The 22,997-nt window shown below is 41.7% G+C and carries 25 protein-coding genes; 18 read left to right on the top strand and 7 right to left on the bottom strand.

The features are described from left to right. Nucleotides 1-6: 6 nt before the first annotated feature. From HCJ66_RS10600 to HCJ66_RS10530, 15 genes are all read left to right on the top strand, one after another. Nucleotides 7-1,680, top strand: coding sequence for a hypothetical protein (locus HCJ66_RS10600; protein ID WP_187133096.1), 1,674 nt, complete (start codon nt 7-9; stop codon nt 1,678-1,680). A 19-nt stretch (nt 1,681-1,699) separates the two neighbouring features. Continuing rightward, nucleotides 1,700-2,812, top strand: a complete 1,113-nt coding sequence (locus HCJ66_RS10595; RefSeq protein ID WP_187133095.1) for a hypothetical protein — start codon at nt 1,700-1,702, stop codon at nt 2,810-2,812. Nucleotides 2,813-2,921: 109 nt separating this feature from the next. Beyond that, a complete protein-coding gene (locus tag HCJ66_RS10590) occupies nt 2,922-3,356 on the top strand; it encodes a hypothetical protein (RefSeq protein WP_187133094.1) in 435 nt (144 codons plus the stop codon). A gap of 88 nt (nt 3,357-3,444) precedes the next feature. Next, the gene (locus tag HCJ66_RS10585; protein WP_187133093.1) at nt 3,445-4,194 is read left to right on the top strand and encodes a hypothetical protein; all 750 of its coding nucleotides are present in this window, start codon (nt 3,445-3,447) and stop codon (nt 4,192-4,194) included. A 15-nt stretch (nt 4,195-4,209) separates the two neighbouring features. Beyond that, nucleotides 4,210-4,650 (top strand): hypothetical protein, encoded by a 441-nt coding sequence (locus HCJ66_RS10580; protein ID WP_187133092.1) that lies wholly within the window; start codon nt 4,210-4,212, stop codon nt 4,648-4,650. A gap of 21 nt (nt 4,651-4,671) precedes the next feature. Then, nucleotides 4,672-5,088, top strand: coding sequence for a hypothetical protein (locus HCJ66_RS10575; protein ID WP_187133091.1), 417 nt, complete (start codon nt 4,672-4,674; stop codon nt 5,086-5,088). Nucleotides 5,089-5,231: 143 nt separating this feature from the next. Beyond that, nucleotides 5,232-5,477, top strand: a complete 246-nt coding sequence (locus HCJ66_RS10570; protein ID WP_222717471.1) for a helix-turn-helix domain-containing protein — start codon at nt 5,232-5,234, stop codon at nt 5,475-5,477. Nucleotides 5,478-5,685: 208 nt separating this feature from the next. Further along, nucleotides 5,686-7,716, top strand: a complete 2,031-nt coding sequence (locus HCJ66_RS10565) for a BglG family transcription antiterminator (RefSeq protein WP_187133089.1) — start codon at nt 5,686-5,688, stop codon at nt 7,714-7,716. Then, a complete protein-coding gene (locus HCJ66_RS10560; protein ID WP_181675933.1) occupies nt 7,713-7,994 on the top strand; it encodes a PTS sugar transporter subunit IIB in 282 nt (93 codons plus the stop codon). The genes HCJ66_RS10565 and HCJ66_RS10560 overlap by 4 nt, the downstream gene beginning before the upstream one ends. Nucleotides 7,995-8,016: 22 nt before the next feature. Then, nucleotides 8,017-9,384: a PTS ascorbate transporter subunit IIC gene (ulaA, locus tag HCJ66_RS10555; protein ID WP_187133088.1), complete on the top strand. Its 1,368-nt coding sequence runs from the start codon at nt 8,017-8,019 to the stop codon at nt 9,382-9,384. Next, on the top strand, nt 9,384-10,226 hold the full coding sequence (locus HCJ66_RS10550; protein ID WP_187133087.1) for a transketolase: 843 nt from the start codon (nt 9,384-9,386) through the stop codon (nt 10,224-10,226). Before ulaA ends, HCJ66_RS10550 begins: the two co-directional genes overlap by 1 nt. Next, nucleotides 10,223-11,161, top strand: coding sequence for a transketolase family protein (locus HCJ66_RS10545; RefSeq protein ID WP_187133086.1), 939 nt, complete (start codon nt 10,223-10,225; stop codon nt 11,159-11,161). Before HCJ66_RS10550 ends, HCJ66_RS10545 begins: the two co-directional genes overlap by 4 nt. Nucleotides 11,162-11,234: 73 nt before the next feature. Next, a complete protein-coding gene (locus tag HCJ66_RS10540) occupies nt 11,235-11,630 on the top strand; it encodes a hypothetical protein (RefSeq protein ID WP_187133085.1) in 396 nt (131 codons plus the stop codon). A gap of 71 nt (nt 11,631-11,701) precedes the next feature. Then, entirely contained in the window at nt 11,702-12,190 is a 489-nt protein-coding gene (locus tag HCJ66_RS10535) for a hypothetical protein (protein WP_187133084.1), read from the top strand. 12 nt (nt 12,191-12,202) lie between these two features. Continuing rightward, a complete protein-coding gene (locus HCJ66_RS10530) occupies nt 12,203-13,006 on the top strand; it encodes a hypothetical protein (protein ID WP_187133083.1) in 804 nt (267 codons plus the stop codon). 24 nt (nt 13,007-13,030) lie between these two features. On the opposite strand, the gene HCJ66_RS10525 is transcribed toward HCJ66_RS10530, so the two are convergent. Next, the gene (locus HCJ66_RS10525; protein WP_181675926.1) at nt 13,031-13,240 is read right to left on the bottom strand and encodes an LPXTG cell wall anchor domain-containing protein; all 210 of its coding nucleotides are present in this window, start codon (nt 13,238-13,240) and stop codon (nt 13,031-13,033) included. 501 nt (nt 13,241-13,741) lie between these two features. Between HCJ66_RS10525 and glmS the strand changes: the two genes are divergently transcribed. Beyond that, entirely contained in the window at nt 13,742-15,550 is a 1,809-nt protein-coding gene (gene glmS / locus HCJ66_RS10520) for a glutamine--fructose-6-phosphate transaminase (isomerizing) (RefSeq protein WP_187133082.1), read from the top strand. Nucleotides 15,551-15,605: 55 nt separating this feature from the next. Here the strand turns inward: glmS and dltD are convergent, their stop codons facing one another. Genes dltD through HCJ66_RS10495 form a run of 5 tightly spaced genes read right to left on the bottom strand, consistent with a single transcriptional unit; the run spans nt 15,606 to nt 20,021 of the window. Continuing rightward, nucleotides 15,606-16,877: a D-alanyl-lipoteichoic acid biosynthesis protein DltD gene (dltD, locus tag HCJ66_RS10515; protein WP_187133081.1), complete on the bottom strand. Its 1,272-nt coding sequence runs from the start codon at nt 16,875-16,877 to the stop codon at nt 15,606-15,608. Beyond that, on the bottom strand, nt 16,874-17,110 hold the full coding sequence (dltC, locus tag HCJ66_RS10510; RefSeq protein ID WP_187133080.1) for a D-alanine--poly(phosphoribitol) ligase subunit DltC: 237 nt from the start codon (nt 17,108-17,110) through the stop codon (nt 16,874-16,876). The genes dltD and dltC overlap by 4 nt, the downstream gene beginning before the upstream one ends. Nucleotides 17,111-17,136: 26 nt before the next feature. After that, nucleotides 17,137-18,315, bottom strand: a complete 1,179-nt coding sequence (dltB, locus tag HCJ66_RS10505) for a D-alanyl-lipoteichoic acid biosynthesis protein DltB (protein WP_187133079.1) — start codon at nt 18,313-18,315, stop codon at nt 17,137-17,139. Continuing rightward, on the bottom strand, nt 18,312-19,853 hold the full coding sequence (dltA, locus tag HCJ66_RS10500) for a D-alanine--poly(phosphoribitol) ligase subunit DltA (RefSeq protein ID WP_187133078.1): 1,542 nt from the start codon (nt 19,851-19,853) through the stop codon (nt 18,312-18,314). The genes dltB and dltA overlap by 4 nt, the downstream gene beginning before the upstream one ends. 21 nt (nt 19,854-19,874) lie before the next feature. Continuing rightward, complete coding sequence (locus HCJ66_RS10495) at nt 19,875-20,021, bottom strand: teichoic acid D-Ala incorporation-associated protein DltX (protein WP_181677291.1); 147 nt, start codon at nt 20,019-20,021, stop codon at nt 19,875-19,877. Between the two features lie 470 nt (nt 20,022-20,491). Between HCJ66_RS10495 and rpiA the strand changes: the two genes are divergently transcribed. Then, a complete protein-coding gene (gene rpiA / locus HCJ66_RS10490) occupies nt 20,492-21,163 on the top strand; it encodes a ribose-5-phosphate isomerase RpiA (protein ID WP_187133077.1) in 672 nt (223 codons plus the stop codon). 256 nt (nt 21,164-21,419) lie between these two features. Here rpiA and HCJ66_RS10485 read toward each other — a convergent pair whose 3' ends face one another. Then, nucleotides 21,420-22,031 (bottom strand): CPBP family intramembrane glutamic endopeptidase, encoded by a 612-nt coding sequence (locus HCJ66_RS10485; RefSeq protein WP_187133076.1) that lies wholly within the window; start codon nt 22,029-22,031, stop codon nt 21,420-21,422. Between the two features lie 156 nt (nt 22,032-22,187). On the opposite strand from HCJ66_RS10485, the gene HCJ66_RS10480 reads away from it, so the two are divergent. Further along, nucleotides 22,188-22,988, top strand: a complete 801-nt coding sequence (locus HCJ66_RS10480) for a DUF422 domain-containing protein (RefSeq protein WP_187133075.1) — start codon at nt 22,188-22,190, stop codon at nt 22,986-22,988. The last annotated feature ends 9 nt before the right edge of the window (nt 22,989-22,997 follow it).

Here is a 22,997-nt window from a genome sequence, read left to right as displayed (position 1 = left end):
TACGATATGACAATGTATAAAAGTGATAAGTCTCTCTGGGAAAGTAGTAATGGCGGTAGTAGCGGTTATAGTTACACAGGATCGTACTATCCTTCATACTCAACAGAAACGTCAGAATCCTACGCGGTAAAACGAATTGGCGAAATTTTAGAAGGTATTAAAGAAGTGAAATCGGAATTAAGAAGTCAGGGTTTGTCTGATTTATTCCCATCACGAGGAACATCGACTCTATCCGCTAGCAAAGGAAAAAGTGGGCTAGAGAAAAAATACCAACACGCGAATGAACTCGTGACATTAGCTGGGCGTGTGCATAAAGAAGTGTTGCAAAATATCGACGGAAAAATTACACAAGCGATGAATGATGCAGTTAAAAAACTAGATAACGTGAACGAAGGCAAGAATGCATATAAAACAGACAAACTAACTTTTAGCGAAACGTATACAACAACAGATCCTTATTCAGGAATGACCTCAACATACACAACACAAAAAAAATACACACTAGATCAAATACTTAATTCCAGTGATAGCCCAATTAAAGCGACTAAATTATTGTATGACGAACGCCTAAAATTAATAAATGAGCTTATGGATAGTGGTGAAATTACAGATAAGGAAACCATTAAAGAACTTAAAGGAATGAGTAATGACGAACTGGTGAGAGCCTTTTTCCCGACTCAACTAGGAGAATTCGAAGAGCTGAAATCAACCTGGCATGAAAATAATGCGGGCTGGTTGAAATGGGTGGATATTGGCTTGACCGTCGTCGTTGGCGTGGCGCTAGTTGCATCGGCTTTTGTGACGGGTGGCGCATCCTTGCTACTCGCAGCCCCAGCCCTCGCCTATTTAGGAACAAAAGCAGTGGTTGGTATTGCTGGGGGAACGAATATGATTACCGGTGATATTTTGGATACAGAAGATAAAATCTGGTTAGGCGTAGATTTTGTTGCATCGACATTATCGTTCGGAGCAGGAGCAATTGTGACAAAATTAGGGAGTTCGCTACGAGAAGGCTCAACACTAGCGAGCACTCTGAAATTGGCAACAAACGCAGAGAATATCGCTGGAAAAGTAGACTTAGCGATAACAACGATACGAAACCCATTACTTGGAGCAACCTTAATCGGTGGTGAAAAAGGAGTTGGCATGATAGCGTCGAAGGTTATTAGCAAATTTAATGTGAGACGTGTGGCGGCATCAATTGATGAATCAAGCCTAGGTCGAGGATGGCATGATTATTTTGCGGCAGGCGATTTTAATGAGCTTCACGGTGTACAGCGAGGTCGACTAGAGAATTTGTCGTCGCAACTTGGCGGTGGGTTCTCGGCAGAAGATTTGGCGATTATTAATAAATATTATGATTTCCAGTTGCCGCATGGCGTTGGGAATGATGCGTTTACGGGGATTGGGATTCAAAAATGGAATCCTGGAATGGACATAGACATTGATGATCAGGCTGTTATACGTAATTTTCAAGAGAAGATAACAAACTTTAATAAGGCTAAGATTTCTACAACTAATGTAATGACTGACTCGCAAGCAATGCGTTTAAAAGGACTCACAGAGGATACAACATCAAAATTAATAAAAGATGGTGTCCCAGAACAATTATGGAATGATGTATATGATAAATTAAAGATTCCTAACAATTTAAGGGGTATTGAAATATTTGGAAAATAAAAATGAGTGAGGTGCTTAAATGACTTTTTTTAAGAAATTATTTGGTGGAATTAGCAATACCAATGCTCAAAAAATGTATGGGACAGTAGACGATTGGGTACATGCAAGTCCTAATGAAATTAAAAGGTATCGGGAAAATATCACGACTGGTGTACAGAACAAAGCGGTTCCACCTGGTATGTTAGGAAGCTTTTTAATGGTTTTAGGAGAGGGGGAAGCTGGCGAAAAGATATTAAGTGATGCAATTGCAGAAGGCCTTGAAAACGCAGATAAAGATTACTCTGAGGGGCTATCGTATTACTACGTACATCACGGGAATTATACTACTGCGCTTAAGCAAAACAAATGGTTTGAAAAATGGATCGATTCAAGCGAAAAATGTGTACAACAAGGTCAAAAGAATGCTGAGTCACGACTTGCGGATATTTATGCCACTTGTTATTCAATCAAAGATAAAGAGTTCGAAAATATAGTGGGTAGAATAATAGAATTATATGAAGTTGCAACTGCAAAGCATCAATCACTGGCAGCTTTGAATTATGGAAGCTTTATAAAAAATGAACTAAGTAGTACCGATTTAAAAAAAAGAAGTCCACAAAACTATAGACCATTGGAAGATTCAGAACCATATTTGATACAGGCCGTGCAAGATGAAAAAGGTACTGATTTTGAAGATTCTGCATGTAATATACTTATTAGTTTTTATTCTGAATTAGTAAGTAATAATTTATTCGAATCCTTAGATGAATATTTTAAAGGAGGAGAATTGGAAACTTTAAGAAATCAGAGTACACAAATATATAATAAAGGAATAAAACACTTCAGGAAAAAAAATTCAGATGCTTTAACAGACGGATTTCAAGATTCGTTAGACAGCTACATGGCACATTTAGAGCTTGTAATCCTAGCAGATAAATTACGCGAAAATAAGGATTTTAAAGACATTGCGGATAATTTTGTGTGGCAGGTTAGTAAAAAACACTTTCCAAACGCTGTCATTACAATTCCTAAAGACGAATGTCTCAACACCATGATTAGCTACTTCACAGAAAATAAACAAGCGTTAACTAAGGATGGAGATTTTAGCCAAGCTTTTTATGATTTTGTAGATAGAAGGTTAGCAAAGGTTTGAATTTAGGATGAGCGCTGGCGAGGTATTCAATATTTGGATACTCCGCCAGTTTAAAATACGAACGGGTCTAAGCTATATGGAGGCTACGTATCAGAAAACGGGGGAAAATATGAAGAAAAACATTATATTTGTTAGTATCGCAGGGTTGTGCACTATTACAGGAATTATTATTTTAGGGGTTAATGATATACCACCGCAACCGTTAATTTTCTATCTAATCGCATTGAGCGCGGTAGCTTGGTTCATTAAATTTCAGTACAGCGATAAAAACGCTAAACCAAAAAATGGCTTGATATACGGCGTACTGGTTCTCTATGTTTGCGTTGGAGCAGTTATATTTGGAACGACTTATCAGAGCGGTATACAGGCAAACGAAGAAAAAGAAAGACAACAACGAAGCGCAGAACGAGCGGCTGAACTCCAAGAAGAATTACAAATCAAATTGCAAGAACAACGAGAGCAAGAGGCAGAGAAAAAAGAAAAGGAAATGCAGGAGTTGAAAGATAAAATAATGGATTCCTATACACCAGATGCGAATAAATAAGTAGTAGGGAATATAAATAATGCTCGTTCATTTCTAACCTAATTGAATGGACGGGCTATTATTAGATTACATATTTTGGAGGGCCACCATGTGGAAACTAGACGAAAGTTATTTTTACCAATTGAAAAACGTTGCAATTAATCGGCTTTCCCCGGGAAGTGTCATCATCTATTTAGTGGGTCTGTGCTTATATTCTCTTGTTATATTAGGAATCTCAACAATGGTTTTATGGGGAAATCAAGGAAGAGTAATTTTAGGTGAAACACTTAATGCGGTTTATTTCAGCTTACTAATAATTTTTCTGATTCTTGCTGGATACCTTAGTATGTGTCTGATCTCAGAGAAATTCCTATTCAAAAGCCAGAAATTTGGCACGGTTGTTATGGTAGTCTATACGCTGGTGATGTCAATAGAACCATTTTTTTTGTTCTATCTTTTTTCCTTGGATGGGAACGGAAATAAGGATGATGGGCTTGGTCTTTGGTTTATAGTAGTGCTAATTGTAGGTTTCATCCAGTTTATGATGTATTTCGCGCTCGTCCGAAGCGGGATAAAGAACGGCTCGATGAAAGAAGCGGGAAATGGATTATTTAGTGGGAATTCAAATTTGAAATGGATAGTTGTTATAAATGGGATTTGTTTTATCATCCTAGTAATTTGGCTATTTTTCATAACTAATTTTGGTATTATAGAAGGTTGCGTTATATTTCTATTCCTATTCTTTGCTTTTATTGTTGGAGTTCAGGAGTTTATAGTGTTAGCTGTTTGTAAGTATAGATTTCAGGCGTTCTCTGTAACCTATGAAGAAGCTACTAAGTACAGAACGAAAAGAAAATGAGGGGTTAATTTGAAGATGCATGATTTAGAGGATAAATTGAAGAAAATCACAAAAGTGGCATTTGGATTGGCGATATGTATACCGCTAGCCATGGTGTTACTCGCTATACTCGCCCCTGTATTAATAATAGTGGTAGGTAGCCAGATGAATCATGAAGGTTACTTGCTAGTTGTCAAAAGCTTCTTATGGCTAGAACTCGCTATATATTTAATCAACTGGGTATTTTGTTTGAGAAGTTTTTTATGGATACGGAAATTCAAGAAAACGGCGGGGAATATTTCTACGCCACAACTAAGGTTGATGAAAGTTATTCAAGTAGCATTAGCTTTATTCATTATCCCAGTTACACTCCCATTTGCAATCATTTTATTAGGCACTGCAAACAAATTGGCGCATGGGAAGTTTTCGGTTAATCGCTTAAGCGGTGCGTTGCATGAAAAATATATAATGTCTTGAAGCGAAGGGGAGTTAGGTTAGATGGAGAAACTTTTGAAATGGTATATATGGTTGCCACTAGCGATAATGATTAATGTGATTAGCATATATAATTTTGTATTAGGCCTTTTAGGAATCTTCTTGTTTATTTTAGTCTGCGTACCGAAGATAGTCTATGCTGCAACACAAAAAGTAAACATGAATTCCTTGCAATACCCGACTTCTAAATGGATGGATGTTTTAATGGCTGGATTGGCAGTTTTTATATTGGCTGTGGGATTTGTTGCTGATTATTTATTGGGAGCGAATATAGAGGTGTTCTTACGCAATAATCATTCGTTTTCGTATGCGGAATTATTGGCTCCTTATTTGAGTGTTGCGGGCAATGTCCTAATGATTTGTGCCACGGTTTTATGCGTTTTAGAAACTAGGAAAGCTCATAAAAGGATGAGAGAGTAGAATTTAATTATTATGATCCAATTAACAAAAAGGGGTTATGGGTAAATTTGGATGGATAACGGCGAAGTAAACTCATAAATAGGCTTGGCAAATAAAAAAAGGAAGGAAAGAAAGTAGAGTTAATGAAGAGAGGGCGTGAAAAAATGGAATCGAGACAGACTTTTAGCGCTAAATATAATGTTCCTGAAATTGAGAAAATAAAGGTGGAGCTTATTGTTGAGATAATCAAACTTCGTAAGCAAGCCAAATTGTCTCAAAAAGAGTTGGCAGAGAAATGTGGTATGAAGCAGCCGCAACTGGCCAGAATTGAAGATCTTGATGGTAATCCAACCATTGAAACGCTACTTCGTGTATTGGTTGTATTTCATAAAAAATTAGTCGTTGCATAAAAAAATATAGCATAATCGCAAAGCCGAGTTCCCGGACCACAAATCCGAGAACTCGGCTTTTTCCCATTTCCTCCAAAACCTCTGCTATAATCACAATACCCCACCAAAAACCCAATCACGCCTCCAAATCCACCACACACTTTGTACTCAAATCACCTAGCTATCTTTATGTAACCGCTTTAAAATGAAAAGTAAGGAGGAGGCAATCATGTTTGATCAACGTGCATTTCGGCTTTTTGAGCAGATTATTCGGTATGAGAAAATGACGAGCGGGGCGCTTGTTCGGAAAATGGGGCTGTCGGAGAGGCAGTTTCAATATGATTTTGAGAAGATGAATCAGGCTTTGCGGCATGTTGGAAAATCGGAAATTGGGATGCGAAATCAGTGTTTTATTATCGATCCTGGGCTGAAAACGGCTTATTTGGAGGGATCGGAGTTATTTATACGGCAGGAGGAGCTTTTTCTCGGGGAGCAGGATCGGGTCTATTTACTTTATTTATATACGTTTATGCGGCAGGAGGAAATTTCGAATTTTCATTATCAGCGGGTGTTGCATGTGAGTCGGAATACGGCGCTGAGTGATGTGAAGAAGGTGCGTGGGTTTTGTGCGGAGGCGGATGTTCGGCTGGTTTATTCGCGGCTTTCTGGGTACCATTTGGTTGGGACGGAGCGGGATAAGCGGGTGCTGGCGGGGCGGTGTGTCAATGCGCTGTTGGTGTTGCCGCTTGGTGAGGTCGCGCTGAAATTCGTTCTGGAAAGCTGGGGACTGCGCGCGCGGTTGGACGAGACGGAGCGGATTCTGCTTGATTGGCAAAAGGTGAATCGGGTGGAGCTTGTGCAGGATCGGCAGCGGGAATGGCTTTATTTGGCGGCGTTTCTGAGGTGTCGCGGGAAGCATGCGGGGCTTGTGTTTTCGGATGTGGAACGGGAGTTGATTGGGCAGCAGTCGGTGTATCGGTTGACGGAGTCGCTTGTGGTGCAGTTGTTTGGGACGCGGGATGTGATGGAGCAGTTTTATGTGACGGTGCAGGTGATTGGGGCGCAACGGACGGCGGAGATTGGGGAGCATGTGGTGTTGCTGGATTTGGCGGATCGGATTATTGCGGCTTTTGAGAAGCTGACGTTGTTGACGCTGGATAATAAGCGCGAGTTGCGGCGCAGTCTTTACGACCATCTGGTGCCGGCGTATTTCCGAATTGTGTTTTCGCTGCCACTGGTCGCGCCGATGACGGAGCAGATTCAGACGGCGCACCCGGAGTTGTTCGCGTTTGTGAGGCAGGCGTTGTCGCCACTTGCAAAACTGACTGGGAAAACCGTGAGCGCGGCGGAGATTGGTTATTTTACGATTCATTTTGGTGGGTATTTTGAGCGGAAGCGTGAGGCGCGGCGGGATTTCGAGGCGTTGTTGGTTTGCCCGAATGGGATTAGTACGTCGCTGATGATGAAATCGCAGTTGCGCCAGTTGTTTCCGGAGTTGCGATTCGTTATGGCGGACGGGGCGAATATTCCGGAGTCGGGATACGATATGATTTTTTCGACGGTGTATGTGCCGACGCGAAAACCGGTGTACTTAGTGCAGCCGCTGCTCACGTCGCTTGAGAAGAATTACTTGATTCAGGCGGTTGCGGCGGATTTCCCAACGATTGATCACCGCCATATTTCGGTGGATGCGCTGCTTGAAATCATTGAGCGGCACGCGGTGATCGAGGATGAGCAGAAATTATATGATGCGATATTTAATAAGATTTACGGAAAAGTGTCGATAGAGAGGGGATACGCGCCAATGCTATCTGAATTATTAACGAAGGACATGATTCAGTTTACGGATGAGGAACTGGATTGGAAAGAGGCGATTCGGCTTGCGGCAACACCGCTTGTGACGGCGAATCGTGTAAAAACGGATTATGTGGATGCGATGATTGAAACGGTTGAGGAAATGGGGACGTACATCCATATTGGAAAAGGGATTGCGATTCCGCATGCTAGGCCGGAAAAAGGTGTGAATCAGATCGGGATGTCGTTTTTGCGGACGCGGACGCCGGTGCATTTAGTGGATGCTTCGGGACCTGCAATTGATATTTTTATTTGTTTGGCGGCTGTGGATAACGAGGCGCATTTGAAGGCTTTGTCGCAATTGACGAAGTTTTTGACGAATGATGTGGCTTTGGAGAAGTTGAAGCAGGCGGAAACGGTGGATGAAATTACGAATTTATTAATAGAAGGAGAGGAACAGGAATGAGAATTTTAGCGGTTTGTGGATCTGGTCTTGGTACGAGTTTTATGGTGGAAATGAATATTAATCAGGTGTTGAAGGAGCTGGGCGTGACGGATGTGGAGGTGTCACATTCGGATTTGAGTTCGGCGACTCCGGATAGCGCGGACGTGTTTTTCCTAGCGAAGGACATTGCGGAGGGCGGTGAATCGCTCGGTGAGGTGATCGTGCTGGACAGTATTATCGACATGGATGAGCTGCGCGCTAAGGTGACGGCGGTCGTTCGGGACAAGGGCTTGATTTAAAAAATGGGGAGGGGTAAGAGATATGAGTGATTTTCTAAAAGTGTTAGTAGATATTATGAGTCAGCCGGCGATTCTGGTGGCGCTGATTGCGTTAATCGGCTTGATTGCGCAACGGAAAAAATTATCGGACACGTTAAAAGGAACGACGAAAACGTTTGTTGGATTCCTCGTGATTTCGGCGGGGGCTGGGATCTTGTCGGCTGCGCTCGCGCCATTTGGAGAAATGTTTAAGGCGGCTTTTCATGTGACGGGTGTCGTGCCGAATAATGAAGCGATTGTGGCGATTGCGCTGACGGATTACGGGACGAATACAGCGTTAATTATGTTTTTCGGGATGATGGTCAACATTTTGATTGCGCGGTTCACGAAGTTTAAATATATCTTTTTGACGGGGCATCATACGCTTTATATGGCATGTATGTTGGCGGTAATCATGACGGTGGCAGGCTTTACGTCAGTTCCGCTGATCATGGCGGGGGCTGTGGCGCTTGGCATTATCATGTCGCTATCTCCGGCGATTGTGCAGCCATTTATGCGAATTTTGACGGGGAATGACAATGTGGCGCTGGGCCATTTTAGCGTGGTCGGTTATGCGGTGAGTGGACTTGTCGGTAAGGCGGTCGCTGGGAAAAATCCGAAATCAACGGAGAAAATCAATTTTCCGAAGGGGTTAGGATTTTTGCGGGACAGTACGGTGAGTATTGCGCTGACGATGATGGTGATTTATGTGGTCGTGGCGCTGTTTGCTGGACCTAGTTATGTGGAGGCGAACTTGAGCGCGGGCACGAATTATATTGTGTTTGCGATGATTCAAGCGGGGACTTTTGCGGCTGGTGTGTTTATTATTTTATCTGGCGTGCGGTTGGTGTTGGCGGAGATTGTGCCGGCGTTTAAAGGGATTTCGGAGCGTTTGGTGCCGAATGCAAAACCTGCGCTTGATGTGCCGATTATTTATCCGTATGCGCCGAACGCTGTGTTGATTGGGTTCTTCTCGAGTTTTGCCGGCGGGATTGTGAGTATGGTGGTTATGACGTTTACGGGCGGCGTGATTATTTTGCCTGGCGTTGTGCCGCATTTCTTCACGGGAGCGGCGGCTGGTGTGTTTGGGAATGCAACGGGTGGCGTGCGAGGCGCGGTTCTCGGGGCGTTTGTGAACGGGATTTTGATTAGTTTTTTGCCTGTTTTCTTGATGCCAGTGCTTGGAAATCTCGGTTTTGCGAATTCAACGTTCTCGGATACTGATTTTGGCGTGAGTGGGATTTTCTTCGGAGTGCTCGCGAATCATGGCGGGACGATTGCGATTGTGGTGAGCTTGATTGTGATTCTAGCCGTGATGTTTGGGCTTAGTGTGAAACGGAAAAAACGGAAAGCTATTGAGGAGGAAGCGTGATGTTGGCTGAAAATTTGGATGTGGCGGCGAAGCAGATACGGATGCATACGTTGAAGGAATTGCGGGCGCTTGGGTTCGGACACTTTGGCGGGAGTTTATCGATTGTGGAGGCGCTGGCGGTGATTTACGGCAAGCATTTGGCAGTGGACCCGAAGAAACCGGATGATCCGAATCGTGATTATTTCGTTTTGTCGAAGGGGCACGGTGGGCCGGCTCTTTATGCGACGCTGTTTTTGAAGGGATTTTTCGCGGAGGAGGAGCTGTATACGTTGAACCAGAACGGGACGCGCTTGCCGTCGCATCCGGATCGGAACTTGACGCCGGGTGTGGAGATGACGACGGGATCGCTTGGACAGGGGATTTCGGTGGCTTCGGGAATCGCTTTTGGGAATATGTTGGCTGGACGCGAGAATTATACGTATGCGATTGTCGGGGACGGCGAGCTGAATGAGGGTCAGTGCTGGGAGGCGTTTCAGTTTATTGGGCACCACCGGCTGGACCGCATGATTGTGTTGATTGATGATAACAAGAAGCAGCTGGATGGCTTGACGGCGGACATTATTGATCCGCTTGATTTGGAGGCGAAGATGGCGGCGTTTGGATTCCGTGCGGTGACGGTGAATGGTGCTTCGACGCAGGCGATTGATGAAGCGATTCAGACGGCAAAAAGGAGTTCTGGAAAGCCGCACGCGATTGTGCTGGATACGGTGAAGGGGCAGGGCGTGACGCATATCGAGGAGAAGGCGGACAATCATCATTTGCGTCCTGATGACACGGATAAGCAGGCGATTGACGATGCGATTTTGGCATTAGAAAATGATTTGGAAGGGGTGGCACAATGACGCTCACATATGAAAAAGACCAAATAGAGATGCGCCAAGTTTATGCGGACACGATTCGCAAATTGGCAGCGGCGGATCCAAATGTGATTGCGCTGGAGGCTGATTTGAGTAGCGCGATAGCTACTGGAAAATTGAAAGATGAGCTGCCAGGTCAGTATGTAAACGTTGGGATTATGGAGGCGAACATGATGGGCGTCGCGGCAGGACTTAGCGTTCTTGGTCGCAAGCCGTTCATTCATTCTTTTGGTCAATTCGTAACGCGCCGTGCTTTTGATCAAGTTTTCGTATCGCTAGGCTATGCGCAGCTTTCGGCGGTCATTGTTGGCTCGGATGCAGGTGTTACCGCAGAACATAACGGCGGCACGCACATGACTTTTGAAGATATTGGTTTGATGCGCGAAGTCCCGAATGCTCGCGTTTACGAGGCAAGCGACGCGATTCAATTCGCCTGGCTCCTCGAAAATGCCTACAAACAGGGCGGTCTGCACTACATCCGAACCATCCGCAAAAATGCGACGCAACTCTACGATGAAAATACAACATTTGAAAAAGCGCAAATTTTGCAAGAAGGCACAGACATTACGATTTGCGCCACGGGAATCATGGTTGCGGAGAGCTTGAAGGCCGCTGAAATTCTAAAAGCATCAGGAATTTCAGCAGAAGTCATCGACATGTTTTCCATCAAACCACTAGACGGCGAAACCCTACTACAATCCGTCCAAAAAACAGGTCGCGTCATCACCGCAGAAAATCACAATGTTAATGGTGGACTCGGAAGCGCTGTAGCAGAATTTCTCGGAGAAAATGGCCCCGTTCCACTGTATCGGGTTGGCGTACGCGAGCAATTCGGACAAGTCGGCTTGATGCCATATCTCCAAGAATTTTACGGACTCACTGCAAAAAACATCGCTTCACAAGCAGAAAGAATGATATAAGGACTGAGCTGGGCAATTTCACCGTGCCCAGCTTTTTAAATATGTGGTAAAATAAAGGAGAGGTGAATCACATATGGCAATGAAAGATCAAATCAAAACAGAAGTAGATCAATACTTAGCGGACAACGGCATGTCGACCAACTACCACCGACTCATGTACGCCGGCCCATCGATGCGCACCAGACACAGTCTCGTACTCGTGTTCACAGAAGTTGGGTTAATCACGTTCTCCTTCTCCATCGTCAGCAAGTCCGAAACGCAAATGTTCTTCCTACCAAAAGACAAAATTCGAGCTATCCGTCTCGATAAAAAACGTTTCGTACATAAATTATCGATGGAGGCCGAAAATGAAGAAGGCCAAATCGAACGCGCCCAGTATTTCGTCAGCAAGCGTGTCTTCGGAAGACCGTGGCATTCTGAAACACTACAATACCTTTTTGATAAAAAGATATTTTCACCGCTTTCCTGATATTTTAATCGTTCAAAATCGTTTTTTCTGGTACACTAGTAAAAAGGGTATTTTTTATGGAGGGAACTACTATGGAACTAAATTGGTCACTTTATGATTTGCAGAAAAGAGAAATGGTAAGCACTTTTCCGTCAGTAGAAGATATTTCAATGAGCGAGCAAATCGTAGAACAGCTAAATGAAAACCGAGATGCACGCTGGGAAGTGGAGCTATTCCCATTTGGGTTAGAGATTACAGAGGATAACATTCATTTCAACATTGTCCTCGCTAATTTTCTAGACGTCCAAGTGCAAAAAGTCGTGTTTTCCTTTAACATCACAGTTGGCGGCAGAACGATTGGAACGCCTTATTTCGATGCTGGAAAAGACGATATTGGCATGATTGAACCGGAAATTGGCATTATTCAACGTTTTACCTTCGAAAATCCAGGCTTCCGAATTGGTACCACAGACGATTACGTATTCAACGCAACCTATCGTTATGTGTACAAAGAAGAAGAATTCTGGCGTCTATCAGAGCTTGAATATATCGTTGACGGCAAAAAAATGAACCTGCTTTAAAGGAGTTGAAGAATGAAAAGACAAGACAATGGATTTATCATGTTATTTTTAGGAGCAACATTGCTTCCTAATTTCAGTAGTTTTCTATACAGCTGGGCAATAAACGGCTCAGATTTCAAACCCAATTGGATATTGTGGGTAACGCTTAGTTTAACCATCCTATTAATCATTTTTGGCATACTAACATTACTAGAAAAAACAATACTACTCGCCAATTTGCTAATTTTACTAGGGTATAGCGTTTTTCAAAGTTGGATGTTATGGCAAAATCAATTCGAACCATGGATCAAAAACGGAGAATTGGGCTTGATAGACTATTCTCGCCTCATCACACTCCTAGTCGCGCTAATCGGAATCGCGTATCTCTTCATCAAGACACCAGAAAAACCAGCAGTTATTGCTACCGATTGGCAAAAAAAGTGGCGCTGGGCAGGCGTGTTTTTCGCAATACTTGGTTTAGGCGTCTCGATCACATTAGCCGTCATTGTTCTATCCGGCGAAGAATTTTTCTTCACGACACCATTTGACGCTTATTTAGGAATCGGAATTGCATTTTTCTTCCTATTAGCCACTATATTCGGATTTAGAAAACCAAATGCATTCATCACAGCACCACTACTCGGCCTTTCGTTCAACTTTCTCACAGAATACCTATGGCTAGAGCAGTTGCTACGCAAAATCGGTTCTCAAATCGGCTCTCAAATCGGTCAAGACGAAAATACGATCGTCGCGCTGAAACTAATCATCGGCACACTCGGCATCTTTGCCAGCGTATTTCTCATTATCGCAACACAAAAAAAGAAATTCGAAGCCTAATCCAGGTCCCGAATTTCTTTTTTCTTACCATTTTTTCCGTAAAAGCAACACAATCGCAGCGATAATCAAGATACCACCAATCACAATCGTCCAAATCGAAAAGCTATCGCCAGTGCTTGGTAACCCATTCATATTGACCGCATTCACCGTCTGCACCGAACCAAACTTCCAAAAAATCGCCCATGCAACAAAAAGCGTTGTAAACCCAGCAAGTATTTTCTGAAAAAATTTCATGTAGTTAACCTCCCATTTTATTGGTCAAAATTTCTATATGATGTCATTGCTAAAGCCTTACCGTTCCTAGCAAATGACGCTTCTTATCCATTATCAAATAAAAGCCTGTTTTTGTCAACAGCTATACCAATTATGAAATTGGTACATTATATAAGGCTTGACGAACTATACAACTTTGAGGTATGATAATTTTGTTTCCTAGAAAAATTAAAAAAGGAGGATCGCTCACAATTGAATAGAAGCGCCAGAACTAGGGGTATGTCTTTAGTTGACGAGGAAGGGATTAATCGAAAATTCGGCGGGAGTCCCTCGGTTGCGCATGCAATCGTGAAGCCTTTGCTACAAACCATCAAGGTGACTTGGTGAACAGAGTGGAAAGGAACATGTTTTATCTCCATGGAAACGCGAAAGGAATACAGACAGCGGAATAGTCTGCCCTTTTTCAAAAATATAGAGGGCTTGCATACAGGATAAGTCTGCCCTCAAATGGAGGATTTTATTATGTGCGGAATTGTAGGATTTATTGGGAAGAAGAATGCGAAAGAAGTTTTATTAGAAGGACTAGAAAAATTAGAATATCGTGGCTATGACTCAGCGGGGATTGCACTTCAATCACCAACTGGTGTACTAGTAGCGAAAGAAAAAGGCCGTATTGCAGATTTACGTTCAGAAGTACCAGCCGACGCTTTCGGTGAGATGGGAATTGGGCATACACGTTGGGCGACACACGGGAAGCCGAGCCATGCCAATGCGCATCCACATCAAAGCAAGTCCGGGCGCTACACGATCGTTCACAACGGCGTTATCGAGAACTATTCACTGCTAACAGATCAATATCTAGCCGATGCTAGCTTTAAAAGTGACACGGATACAGAGGTCATTGTTTTACTCATCGAAATGTTTGCGAATCAAGGCATGACAACGAAAGAAGCATTCAAGAAAACGCTCAGCTTGCTTCACGGATCGTACGCTATTTGTTTGATTGATAAGACAGACAATGAAACACTCTATGCCGCGAAAAATAAAAGTCCACTTCTCATCGGAAAAGGCAAAGATTTCAACGTGATTGCGAGTGATGCGATGGCAGTTATTCGCGAAACCAATCAATTTGTCGAAATCATGGATGAAGAAATTGTACTTGTAAAACGTGATGGCGTAACAATTGAGACATTGAATGGCGAAGAAATCGAGCGCAAAGCTTACACAGCTGAACTCGACGCATCCGACATCGAAAAAGGAACATATCCACATTACATGCTAAAAGAAACAGATGAGCAACCGGCCGTTATTCGTAAAATTATTCAAGCGTACCAAAATGAAGCTGGTGATGTAACCGTGAATCCGACGATTGTCAAAGAATTACTAGACACAGATCGCATCCATATCGTTGCATGCGGAACGAGCTATCACGCAGGACTCGTCGGCAAAAATCTAATCGAAAAATTAGCAGAAGTACCCGTCGAAGTTCACGTTTCTAGTGAATTTGGCTACAACATGCCACTTTTAACTAAAAAGCCATTATTCATTTTTATTACGCAAAGTGGTGAAACAGCAGACAGCCGTCAAGTTTTGGTGAAAATTAAAGAACTAGGCTACCGTTCACTTACAATCACAAATGTACCAGGTTCCACATTGGACCGCGAAGCAGACAACACGATGTACTTGCACGCAGGCCCAGAAATCGCTGTAGCGTCCACAAAAGCCTACACAGCACAAATAGCAGCTCTATCCATTTTAGCGACTGTTGTAGGCCGTGAGAAGGGTCTGAGTATAGCAAAAGATTTCGACTTAATTGTAGAACTAGGCATTGTCGCAAACGCGATGGAAACGCTAGTGGACAGTAAAGAAATGATTGAGCATATAGCCGGAGAATATCTAGCAACGACACGCAACGCCTTTTTCCTTGGCCGCCATATCGATTATTTCGTAGCCATGGAAGCTGCGCTGAAACTAAAAGAAATCTCGTATATTCAAGCAGAAGGTTTTGCAAGTGGTGAGCTGAAGCACGGAACGATTGCCTTAATTGAAGACGGCACACCAGTTCTTGCTCTCATCACCCAAGAAAACATCAACTGGAATATCCGCGGTAATGTAAAAGAAGTACTAGCACGCGGCGCCAACGCTTGTATCCTGTCGATGGAAGGCGTGAATCAACCAGGCGACCAATTCGTGATTCCAAAAGTTCACGAGCTCCTAACACCACTCGCGAGCGTTGTACCATGTCAATTACTTGCCTACTATGCAGCGCTTCACCGTGGTTGCGATGTAGACAAACCGCGTAACCTTGCAAAAAGTGTTACAGTAGAATAATAATAAATAAGGATGTAGACGGCGTATCTGATACGTTATCTACATCCTTATTTTATTACTTATTATCTTCCTTTTTGGGAGGGAGAATCTGATTGAAATAAAACTGTTTTGGCGTTTTCTCATACTCAGGTTTGGCTTTGTCATTCATAAATTGATCTATTTGCTTATCAATCGCAACCCAACCCCGCCAAGATAAATGAATCGTGTCCTCCAAGAAATAAGGCGTATCACTGTAACTCGACATATCATAGTAGTGGAAGCCTTGCTCTGTTACCTGTTTCCCAGATTTATCATAGTACTTCTGCAATTTCTCACGAGAAGCACCAATATAGTCATACCAAGGCCCATTCACAGGAGGATTGATGAAAAGAACATCTGCACCGACCTCTTTAAAAGCATCCATGACAAGCTGTAAATCACTATATTCAGGCGACTCATCATAACTTAAATTCGTGCGACTATCCTTTAATTGATTAATGGTAGGCTCTAATTTCTTCTTGTAGTAAGAATCTTTGATAAAAAATGGATTCGGACCGACTTTTTCTTCACCCATTTTTGTCGCCAATTCATCTAATTTTGTATAATCCAATGTATCAGGAAGTAACTTCAAGTTCTTCTGTACTTTTTCTTCACGAGAACCTTGAATAAACTTCGAATCTAAATCATCTTTTCGTTGCAAAATCTTCAATTGCGTTACAGCTGCCGTTTTTGTAAATGTATCCACCTCCGTTTTTGGTCCAGGAGATGCGATATTTTCAAGCAATGCCGCCAAAGTGGTATCATTTTTAACGACTTTGTAACTCAGTAATCTACGTGCTGCATATCTTCTTTCAGCAGTAGGATGTTCATCTGACAACGCAAATTTATACGCTTGAAGTGGCGAGAAATTACCACCGAAGTGACCATCATCGACGCCAGCTGGTTGGAACCATTGTGGTGATAGTACAAATACGACTTTCTTTCCCTTTAGTTCACTGCCCATCGCTTTAATATCTAAGTAGTGCGAAAGAGACTGTGTGCCAGGACGACCAATAAGAAATGGCGTATAGCCACGATTGTATTTCTCTGTAAAGACATTTGGATGGAATCGATCCACACGTGATAACTCCGAGGAACCGAAAATAGGTACATATGTTTTATCTGTCGCAAGCATTTTTTGTTGAATGGCAACACCTTGCACGACAGCTGGATTCATAGAAGTAGCGCTTTTTTTGACGGTACTAGTTGAAACACCGCCAAAGATCGAGCTTGGGCCGAACAGGATGAATAAGAACACAGCCCCTGCAATAAGCAAAGGCCCAAATGTCATCCAAAGTTTCTTTTTCATTTTAATTCCTCAAGTTTAGTGATGATTTGATCTGGTGTTGCCCACTCGTCACGGTCAAATTCTGAAACAGGAACAGTGATGCCTAAGCGTGATTCTACCTCTATTAATAATTGAACAGTTGCCATCGAATCCAATAATCCTTCATCAAACAGATTCACCGATGTGTTTTCCACAACTTCCTCTGATTCTGTAATCTCTTCTAAAATTTCTAATACGTCTTCGCGAAATGCCATAATATTTTACCACCTTATCATTTTATTTAAAAACTAATTTTGTCAAAAATACCTGAGAAAATCAGGAAGCCAAAGCAGACGAATTGGAATGTAATCACAATACCAATCACGTTGGTGACTTTATTTTTAGGATAGAATTTCTTTTTCTTATTCCAACGTTCGAAGAGGTCGAATCCGACAATTAATACCGCCTGATAAAGCCCGTAAACGATGTAATACCAATGAAGTCCGTGCCACATACCCATGATTAAAAAATTCACGAAATAGGCGATGTAAGCCACGGTAAACTTGCTTTTGAAAAACTTCTTCTTTGTCATCCAGAAAACCAGACGCATAAAGACGAAATCGCGGAACCAGAAAGATAGCGTCATGTGCCAGCGGTTCCAGAACTCTTTAATGTTGCGACTTGCGAATGGTTTGTTAAAGTTCATCGGCGTCTGCACACCCATCAAGTAACTAACCCCAACCGCAAAAGCACTGTAGCCCGCGAAATCAAAAAATAAATACATACTGTAGGCATACATATAACCAACTAAGCTCCAGCCAAATTGAACGTGATGATGGAGGTTATACTCAAGACCAGTTATCGCATTCGTTTGAATCACATAAGCGATAATGAATTTGTATAGAAAACCTAAGAAAATAAGGAAAATACCACGATTAAGTAAATTTGCATATTTATCAGGATCTATAGGTGAGTCGGCTTCTTTTTTAAAGCGACGGAAACGATCGATAGGGCCAGATGATAGCGTCGGGAAGAACAGTAGGAAGTTAATGAAATCCCACGAATTCAACTCTTTAATCAGGCCATCACGCGTCTCCATAATCATTTGCGCAGCTTTAAAAGTTAAGTACGATATCCCGAGAAAACCAATCATTGTTGTGTTCGCTGCGAGTAACGGCTGTGCTTTTACAATGAAGAGTGGCAAGATGGAAAGAATGAGCGCAACTACGAAAATGCCACCATGATTGCTTTTTTGCCGGTAATTAAAGTAAAGTCTTACGAGCGCTAATTGCCAAAATACGAATACAATCAAAGCAATAGCTTGAATTGTGTTGCTAGCAAACATCATATAAATGAAGACCAATGTCATAAAAGCATTGTAAACAGGCATTCTTTTACCGAGTAAGCCAGCAATCACAATCGGTGCTAAAAAGGCGAACAATACTGCAAAATAGAGTATTGATCCGTATGGCGTTGTCATTTGTTCACCTCACTGGAAAGCTGCTTGCGGTCAATTTTGCCATTCATCGTTAGTGGGAGTTCTTCTTTATATACCCATTTACGTGGAATCATGTAGCTAGGCATCGATTCTGCGAGTTCTTTTTTGATAGCCGCGCTTAGTTTGTACTCCTTCTCAAAATCATGATCGGAAGGAACCACGAAGGCAACTAAACTATCCACTTTTCCCTCGCGCATTTTTGGAACGACAATACAAGAGCGAATATAGCTTACTTCTTTTAAATTATTTTCAATATCTTCAAGTTCGATGCGATATCCGTGAAGTTTAATCTGGAAATCAAGCCGCCCTTGGAAAAAGAGCATACCATCAATAATCGTGCCACAATCACCAGTTTTGTAAGCTTGAAATGGCTCGTCTTTATAGAAAACAGCATTTGTTTTCTCCGGTTCATTTAGATAACCTTTCGAAACACTTGGGCCAATCAGGACGATTTCACCTTTTTCACCATTTGGAACAGGCAAGCCATCTTCATCTAAGATAGCAAGTCTCGTATCAGGCTTAATGCGCCCAAGAGGCAGACTAGGATATGTGTTGGCATTACTTTCATCGATGACTACATTTGTTACAGCAACGGTTGCCTCAGTTGGTCCATAGGTGTTGTAAACAGTGGCTTCTGGGAAACGATTAAGGAGCATTTGTGCTGTTTCCTTAGTCAGAACTTCCCCACAAAATAGGAAGTGTGTAATAGATGGGTTGTTTTCTCCATTAAAGTTCTTGTCCATCAAGCAGATATCAACAAAAGAAGGCGTAGAAACCCAAACATTTACTTCTAAACTTGGAATGGCTTCATACAAACTCTTCAAGTTGGCGCTAACTGTCTTATCTAGCGGTACAAGCGTCCCACCGGCAAGTAAACACGGATAAAGATCCATAACAGACAAGTCAAACGAGTAGGGCGCTTGATTGAGGAAACGAGCACCTTCTTGAATCTGAAAATCTTGGAGTATCCAATTCGTAAAGCTAACGAGATTGTTATGACAGATCTGCACGCCTTTTGGAACCCCTGTGCTCCCCGATGTGAAGATGATATAATAATTATCTTCTGCCTTCACAAAGTTTGAATAGTCTGGTGCTTGCCCTTCATGACGCGCGATAATTTCCTGCAATTGTTCTGAATCAATGATACTTGTTTCTGCGACTTTTGCTTCTACTGGTAAATCAGCTGTACAAAGAATAACGCTTGGTTGCGCGACTTCTGTAATCTGTTTGATACGATCAGTAGGCATAGACACGTCGATTGGAACATACGCACGACCAGCTTTAGAACAAGCAAGGAAGGTAACAATTTGTGAAGCATCCATATGACCATAAACTAAGATAGGTGCAAAATCATCCTCCAGTTCTTGCAATAAAAAGACTGCTAATGCGTCTGACTGCTCCTTCAGTTCACGGTATGTCAGTGACTCGTCATTGTAATCATAACAAGATTTATTCGGTGTCTTAAGAGCCCATTCATCAATACGTTCATTAATCGAAGTGGTGAAAAAAGATACACTCATTCGTAATCGCCTCTTTTCTTTTTAAAATTCATTATAAATAAATGTGGTATCATTCGGGTTTTTGAAGCCATAGAACCAGAGCAAACCAAGTAAAACAACTAGATAAAATAACGTTTTCCAGATAAAAATAGCCGTTGGATGGAACATCGCCGCTTTCCATTTCTTCATGTCGTAAATCACCTCTTATGTTTCTTTAGTATTACAATTGTTAAAATAGGGTGTCATGCATTTATATAATGTAACGCATTTATCTCGAAATGTCCAATTACATTTTTGTAAGGTTGTGCGAGGGGAGCTACAGGAGAGCCAAAAATAGCTTTTTCGGAACGAATTATAGATGAAAAAACTATTTTAAAAGTATAAAAAAACACACTTGGATATTAGTTAAGTAAAATAATAGCGATACAAAGCCGATTCGGCTAGGTTCGGAGCTGTAATTATGAACTTTTTGTGAATTTTTTTAAAAAGTTTTCTTTTTCCAATTAAAGGTCTTTTGTACCTTTTAATCGGTATTTAAATACTGCAATATGTCGACTTGTAATATTATTATTTAGAGGAATATCGGATACTGCTATGCGAATCATTGGAAATTCTATATAATGAAGGGAGTATGAATTTTTTTGAGGGGGCTGGCAGTAGTGAATAGCAAGCAAATTGCGGGAGAAAAAGCATGTGAGTATATTCAAGATGGTATGGTTGTAGGGTTAGGAACAGGATCAACAGCATATTACATGATCCAAAAATTAGGTGATCGAGTGGCGGATGGTTTAAATGTAACGGGTGTGGTTACTTCCAAAGCTACTGAGAAGCTGGCATTGGAGCGAAATATTCCTTTAATGGACTTGAACGACATCACGGAAATTGATTTGACCATTGATGGAGCTGATGAAGTAGACGCAGCATTTCGAGGCATAAAAGGCGGTGGCGGGGCTCTTTTATTTGAAAAACTAGTAGCCCATGCATCGAAAAAAAGTATCTGGGTTGTTGGCGAAGATAAAGTCGTCGCGACACTCGGAGCATTTCCGTTGCCCGTCGAAGTGGTCCCGTTTGGATATAAGCAAGTAGAACGTCAGTTGGAAGCGAAAGGCTATAACCCAATATTGCGTCATCATGAAGATGGTAGCATTTATTTAACAGACAGCCAGAACTATATTCTAGACTTACAAATGAAAGAAATAACGCAACCAGAAGCTCTGAATGATTGGCTAAATAATCTACCAGGCGTTGTAGAGAATGGGTTATTCTTAAACTACGCTTCATCCATTGTAATAGGCTTTTCAGACGGGCGCGTAGAAGTCCACGATAAATAAAATGAGGATTTTAGCTCATAACCTAGGTAAATCGGCGAAAAGCGCTCGCATTCAGGGAGTTTGGCGGACTTCCGGTTCTCACATACACGAGTATGCTCCGCTTCCGGCTTCCACCAAACTCCCTGAATACAAACGCTTTCGCTCGATTTGTGTAAAGCAGAGTTTTTCGTCCTACCCAAAGAAATGGGAGGACGATTTTGCTTTATTGTGAGTTTTTATCAGTTTCTTTATTTCGAAATACTATGTTTCGTACTAGTTAATAGATTGGTAAGATTAGTAATAATAATAAATTAAACGTTAAATGCGAAATGATTAAGAGCGATAAACTTGGACGCTTGACGTAAATAAATCCCCAGTATACAGAGGCTAATGATGCTGCTAAAGCAATAATGAAATTGCCACTGAACAACATCAATGCACCGTTTAAAGTGGCCATTATCAAAACAGCAACCCACGGAATTAAGTCATGCTCTAATCGTTTTAGTACAAAACCACGCCAGAAAATTTCTTCTCCTGGAACAATGGCGATAACAAGTAAAAGCCAAATGAGTAGTGATTCCGGTTCATATTTTCCATATCCTTTAGCAACAAGTGCATCGAAATTACCTGGAATAAATTTCAGTAGTAGCGCTCCGATATAAAATAAGATATAAAGGATAATGCCACTAAAAATGCCTGGAATTATATTTTTTAGGATTGAAAATTGTTTTTTTAATTCATCATTTAATACAACCCAACTAATAAGAAATAGCATGGATGCTCCGTATAAGTACCAAAATACAGAAGCATATTCAAATGTGACGTACATTAATCCAGCTGCTAATAAGATGCCTAAATAAAGGCGATAATCAATCTTGCTGCTTTTCAATTTTTACACCTCTTTACTCCATTACCATCTATGAATACTTTAATAGAAAAGAAGATATTTAGCAACAAGGAACTCTTTTAAATGTATGTTTTTTTGTAATTGATTGTAGTTTTGCTGAAATCATTTATAATTAGGAGATAGGAGTTGATTGCTTTCATGATAGAAAAAAGATTTCGATTTTTCGTTTGGCTCTATATGGCGCTCTTTTTCGTGGCAGTAATATTGATTGTTCTCAATGTACTGCCACTTCGCTTAACTGAGATCCACGCTTTGTTCTTTATTGTTTCAGGTATTTTCGCAGTTATATTTTTAATTTTACAATATGGTAAGGGACTTGGCTCGGCGATTACGATATTAGTCTTTGCTGTTAGTACGAGTATTGAATGGATGCAGACGAGCCTCACTAATGCTGGCCAGGCGAGCGATGTCACGACGGATTTTGGACTTGTTATCAATGGAATACCTGTTGCATTTGGATTTATTTGGTTAGTTCTGATTGTTGGAACGCATGTTATTTCCCGGGAAATAACGTTGAAAATTAGAATAGATTGGATTCGTGGAGGGATTTACGCGGTTATCGCGGCGACGATGGTGATGGTGTTCGAGATGCTGATAGAACCAGTGGCTATGCAAGTGAAGCAATCCGCACTAGATAGTTCAACATTGACTATTATTCAAATGACGGATGCCGCGAATTGGTGGATGTTAGGGCTTATCCTCCACTTGATGATTTACTTCATGCTTAGTTTAACGGATCAATGGGGAAAACTACATTTCCCAATGCTAAAATCAGAACTTGTCCTTGTTTATTGGATTGTACTTTCATTCTTCCTCGTGTTAGGTTATTTTATGGGATTATGGAGTATTTTACTAGTGACACTGATAGGGAATATCATATTTACTGCTTGTTATTATTTTAGTCTAGAAAGCGATAAACAGAAAAAAACTGTTGCGTGAGTTAAGCGC

Source organism: Paenilisteria portnoyi (assembly GCF_014322795.1).
Lineage (GTDB): Bacteria > Bacillota > Bacilli > Lactobacillales > Listeriaceae > Listeria_A > Listeria_A portnoyi.
The sequence above is the reverse complement of the archived record's forward strand: the minus strand, read 5'-3'. Positions and strand labels throughout refer to the sequence as shown.

Bases quoted from the DNA above. Each gene is read 5' to 3' on its own strand.
- HCJ66_RS10565 (WP_187133089.1), top strand. From the start codon at position 5,686: ATGTTTGATCAACGTGCATTTCGGCTTTTTGAGCAGATTATTCGGTAT.
- HCJ66_RS10585 (WP_187133093.1), top strand. From the start codon at position 3,445: ATGTGGAAACTAGACGAAAGTTATTTTTACCAATTGAAAAACGTTGCA.
- HCJ66_RS10540 (WP_187133085.1), top strand. From the start codon at position 11,235: ATGGCAATGAAAGATCAAATCAAAACAGAAGTAGATCAATACTTAGCG.
- dltA (WP_187133078.1), bottom strand. From the start codon at position 19,853: ATGAGTGTATCTTTTTTCACCACTTCGATTAATGAACGTATTGATGAA.
- HCJ66_RS10570 (WP_222717471.1), top strand. From the start codon at position 5,232: ATGGAATCGAGACAGACTTTTAGCGCTAAATATAATGTTCCTGAAATT.
- HCJ66_RS10550 (WP_187133087.1), top strand. From the start codon at position 9,384: ATGTTGGCTGAAAATTTGGATGTGGCGGCGAAGCAGATACGGATGCAT.
- HCJ66_RS10600 (WP_187133096.1), top strand. From the start codon at position 7: ATGACAATGTATAAAAGTGATAAGTCTCTCTGGGAAAGTAGTAATGGC.
- HCJ66_RS10560 (WP_181675933.1), top strand. From the start codon at position 7,713: ATGAGAATTTTAGCGGTTTGTGGATCTGGTCTTGGTACGAGTTTTATG.
- HCJ66_RS10480 (WP_187133075.1), top strand. From the start codon at position 22,188: ATGATAGAAAAAAGATTTCGATTTTTCGTTTGGCTCTATATGGCGCTC.
- HCJ66_RS10495 (WP_181677291.1), bottom strand. From the start codon at position 20,021: ATGAAGAAATGGAAAGCGGCGATGTTCCATCCAACGGCTATTTTTATC.
- HCJ66_RS10545 (WP_187133086.1), top strand. From the start codon at position 10,223: ATGACGCTCACATATGAAAAAGACCAAATAGAGATGCGCCAAGTTTAT.
- HCJ66_RS10535 (WP_187133084.1), top strand. From the start codon at position 11,702: ATGGAACTAAATTGGTCACTTTATGATTTGCAGAAAAGAGAAATGGTA.
- glmS (WP_187133082.1), top strand. From the start codon at position 13,742: ATGTGCGGAATTGTAGGATTTATTGGGAAGAAGAATGCGAAAGAAGTT.
- dltB (WP_187133079.1), bottom strand. From the start codon at position 18,315: ATGACAACGCCATACGGATCAATACTCTATTTTGCAGTATTGTTCGCC.
- HCJ66_RS10575 (WP_187133091.1), top strand. From the start codon at position 4,672: ATGGAGAAACTTTTGAAATGGTATATATGGTTGCCACTAGCGATAATG.
- HCJ66_RS10595 (WP_187133095.1), top strand. From the start codon at position 1,700: ATGACTTTTTTTAAGAAATTATTTGGTGGAATTAGCAATACCAATGCT.
- HCJ66_RS10530 (WP_187133083.1), top strand. From the start codon at position 12,203: ATGAAAAGACAAGACAATGGATTTATCATGTTATTTTTAGGAGCAACA.
- HCJ66_RS10525 (WP_181675926.1), bottom strand. From the start codon at position 13,240: ATGAAATTTTTTCAGAAAATACTTGCTGGGTTTACAACGCTTTTTGTT.
- dltD (WP_187133081.1), bottom strand. From the start codon at position 16,877: ATGAAAAAGAAACTTTGGATGACATTTGGGCCTTTGCTTATTGCAGGG.
- dltC (WP_187133080.1), bottom strand. From the start codon at position 17,110: ATGGCATTTCGCGAAGACGTATTAGAAATTTTAGAAGAGATTACAGAA.
- HCJ66_RS10590 (WP_187133094.1), top strand. From the start codon at position 2,922: ATGAAGAAAAACATTATATTTGTTAGTATCGCAGGGTTGTGCACTATT.
- HCJ66_RS10580 (WP_187133092.1), top strand. From the start codon at position 4,210: ATGCATGATTTAGAGGATAAATTGAAGAAAATCACAAAAGTGGCATTT.
- ulaA (WP_187133088.1), top strand. From the start codon at position 8,017: ATGAGTGATTTTCTAAAAGTGTTAGTAGATATTATGAGTCAGCCGGCG.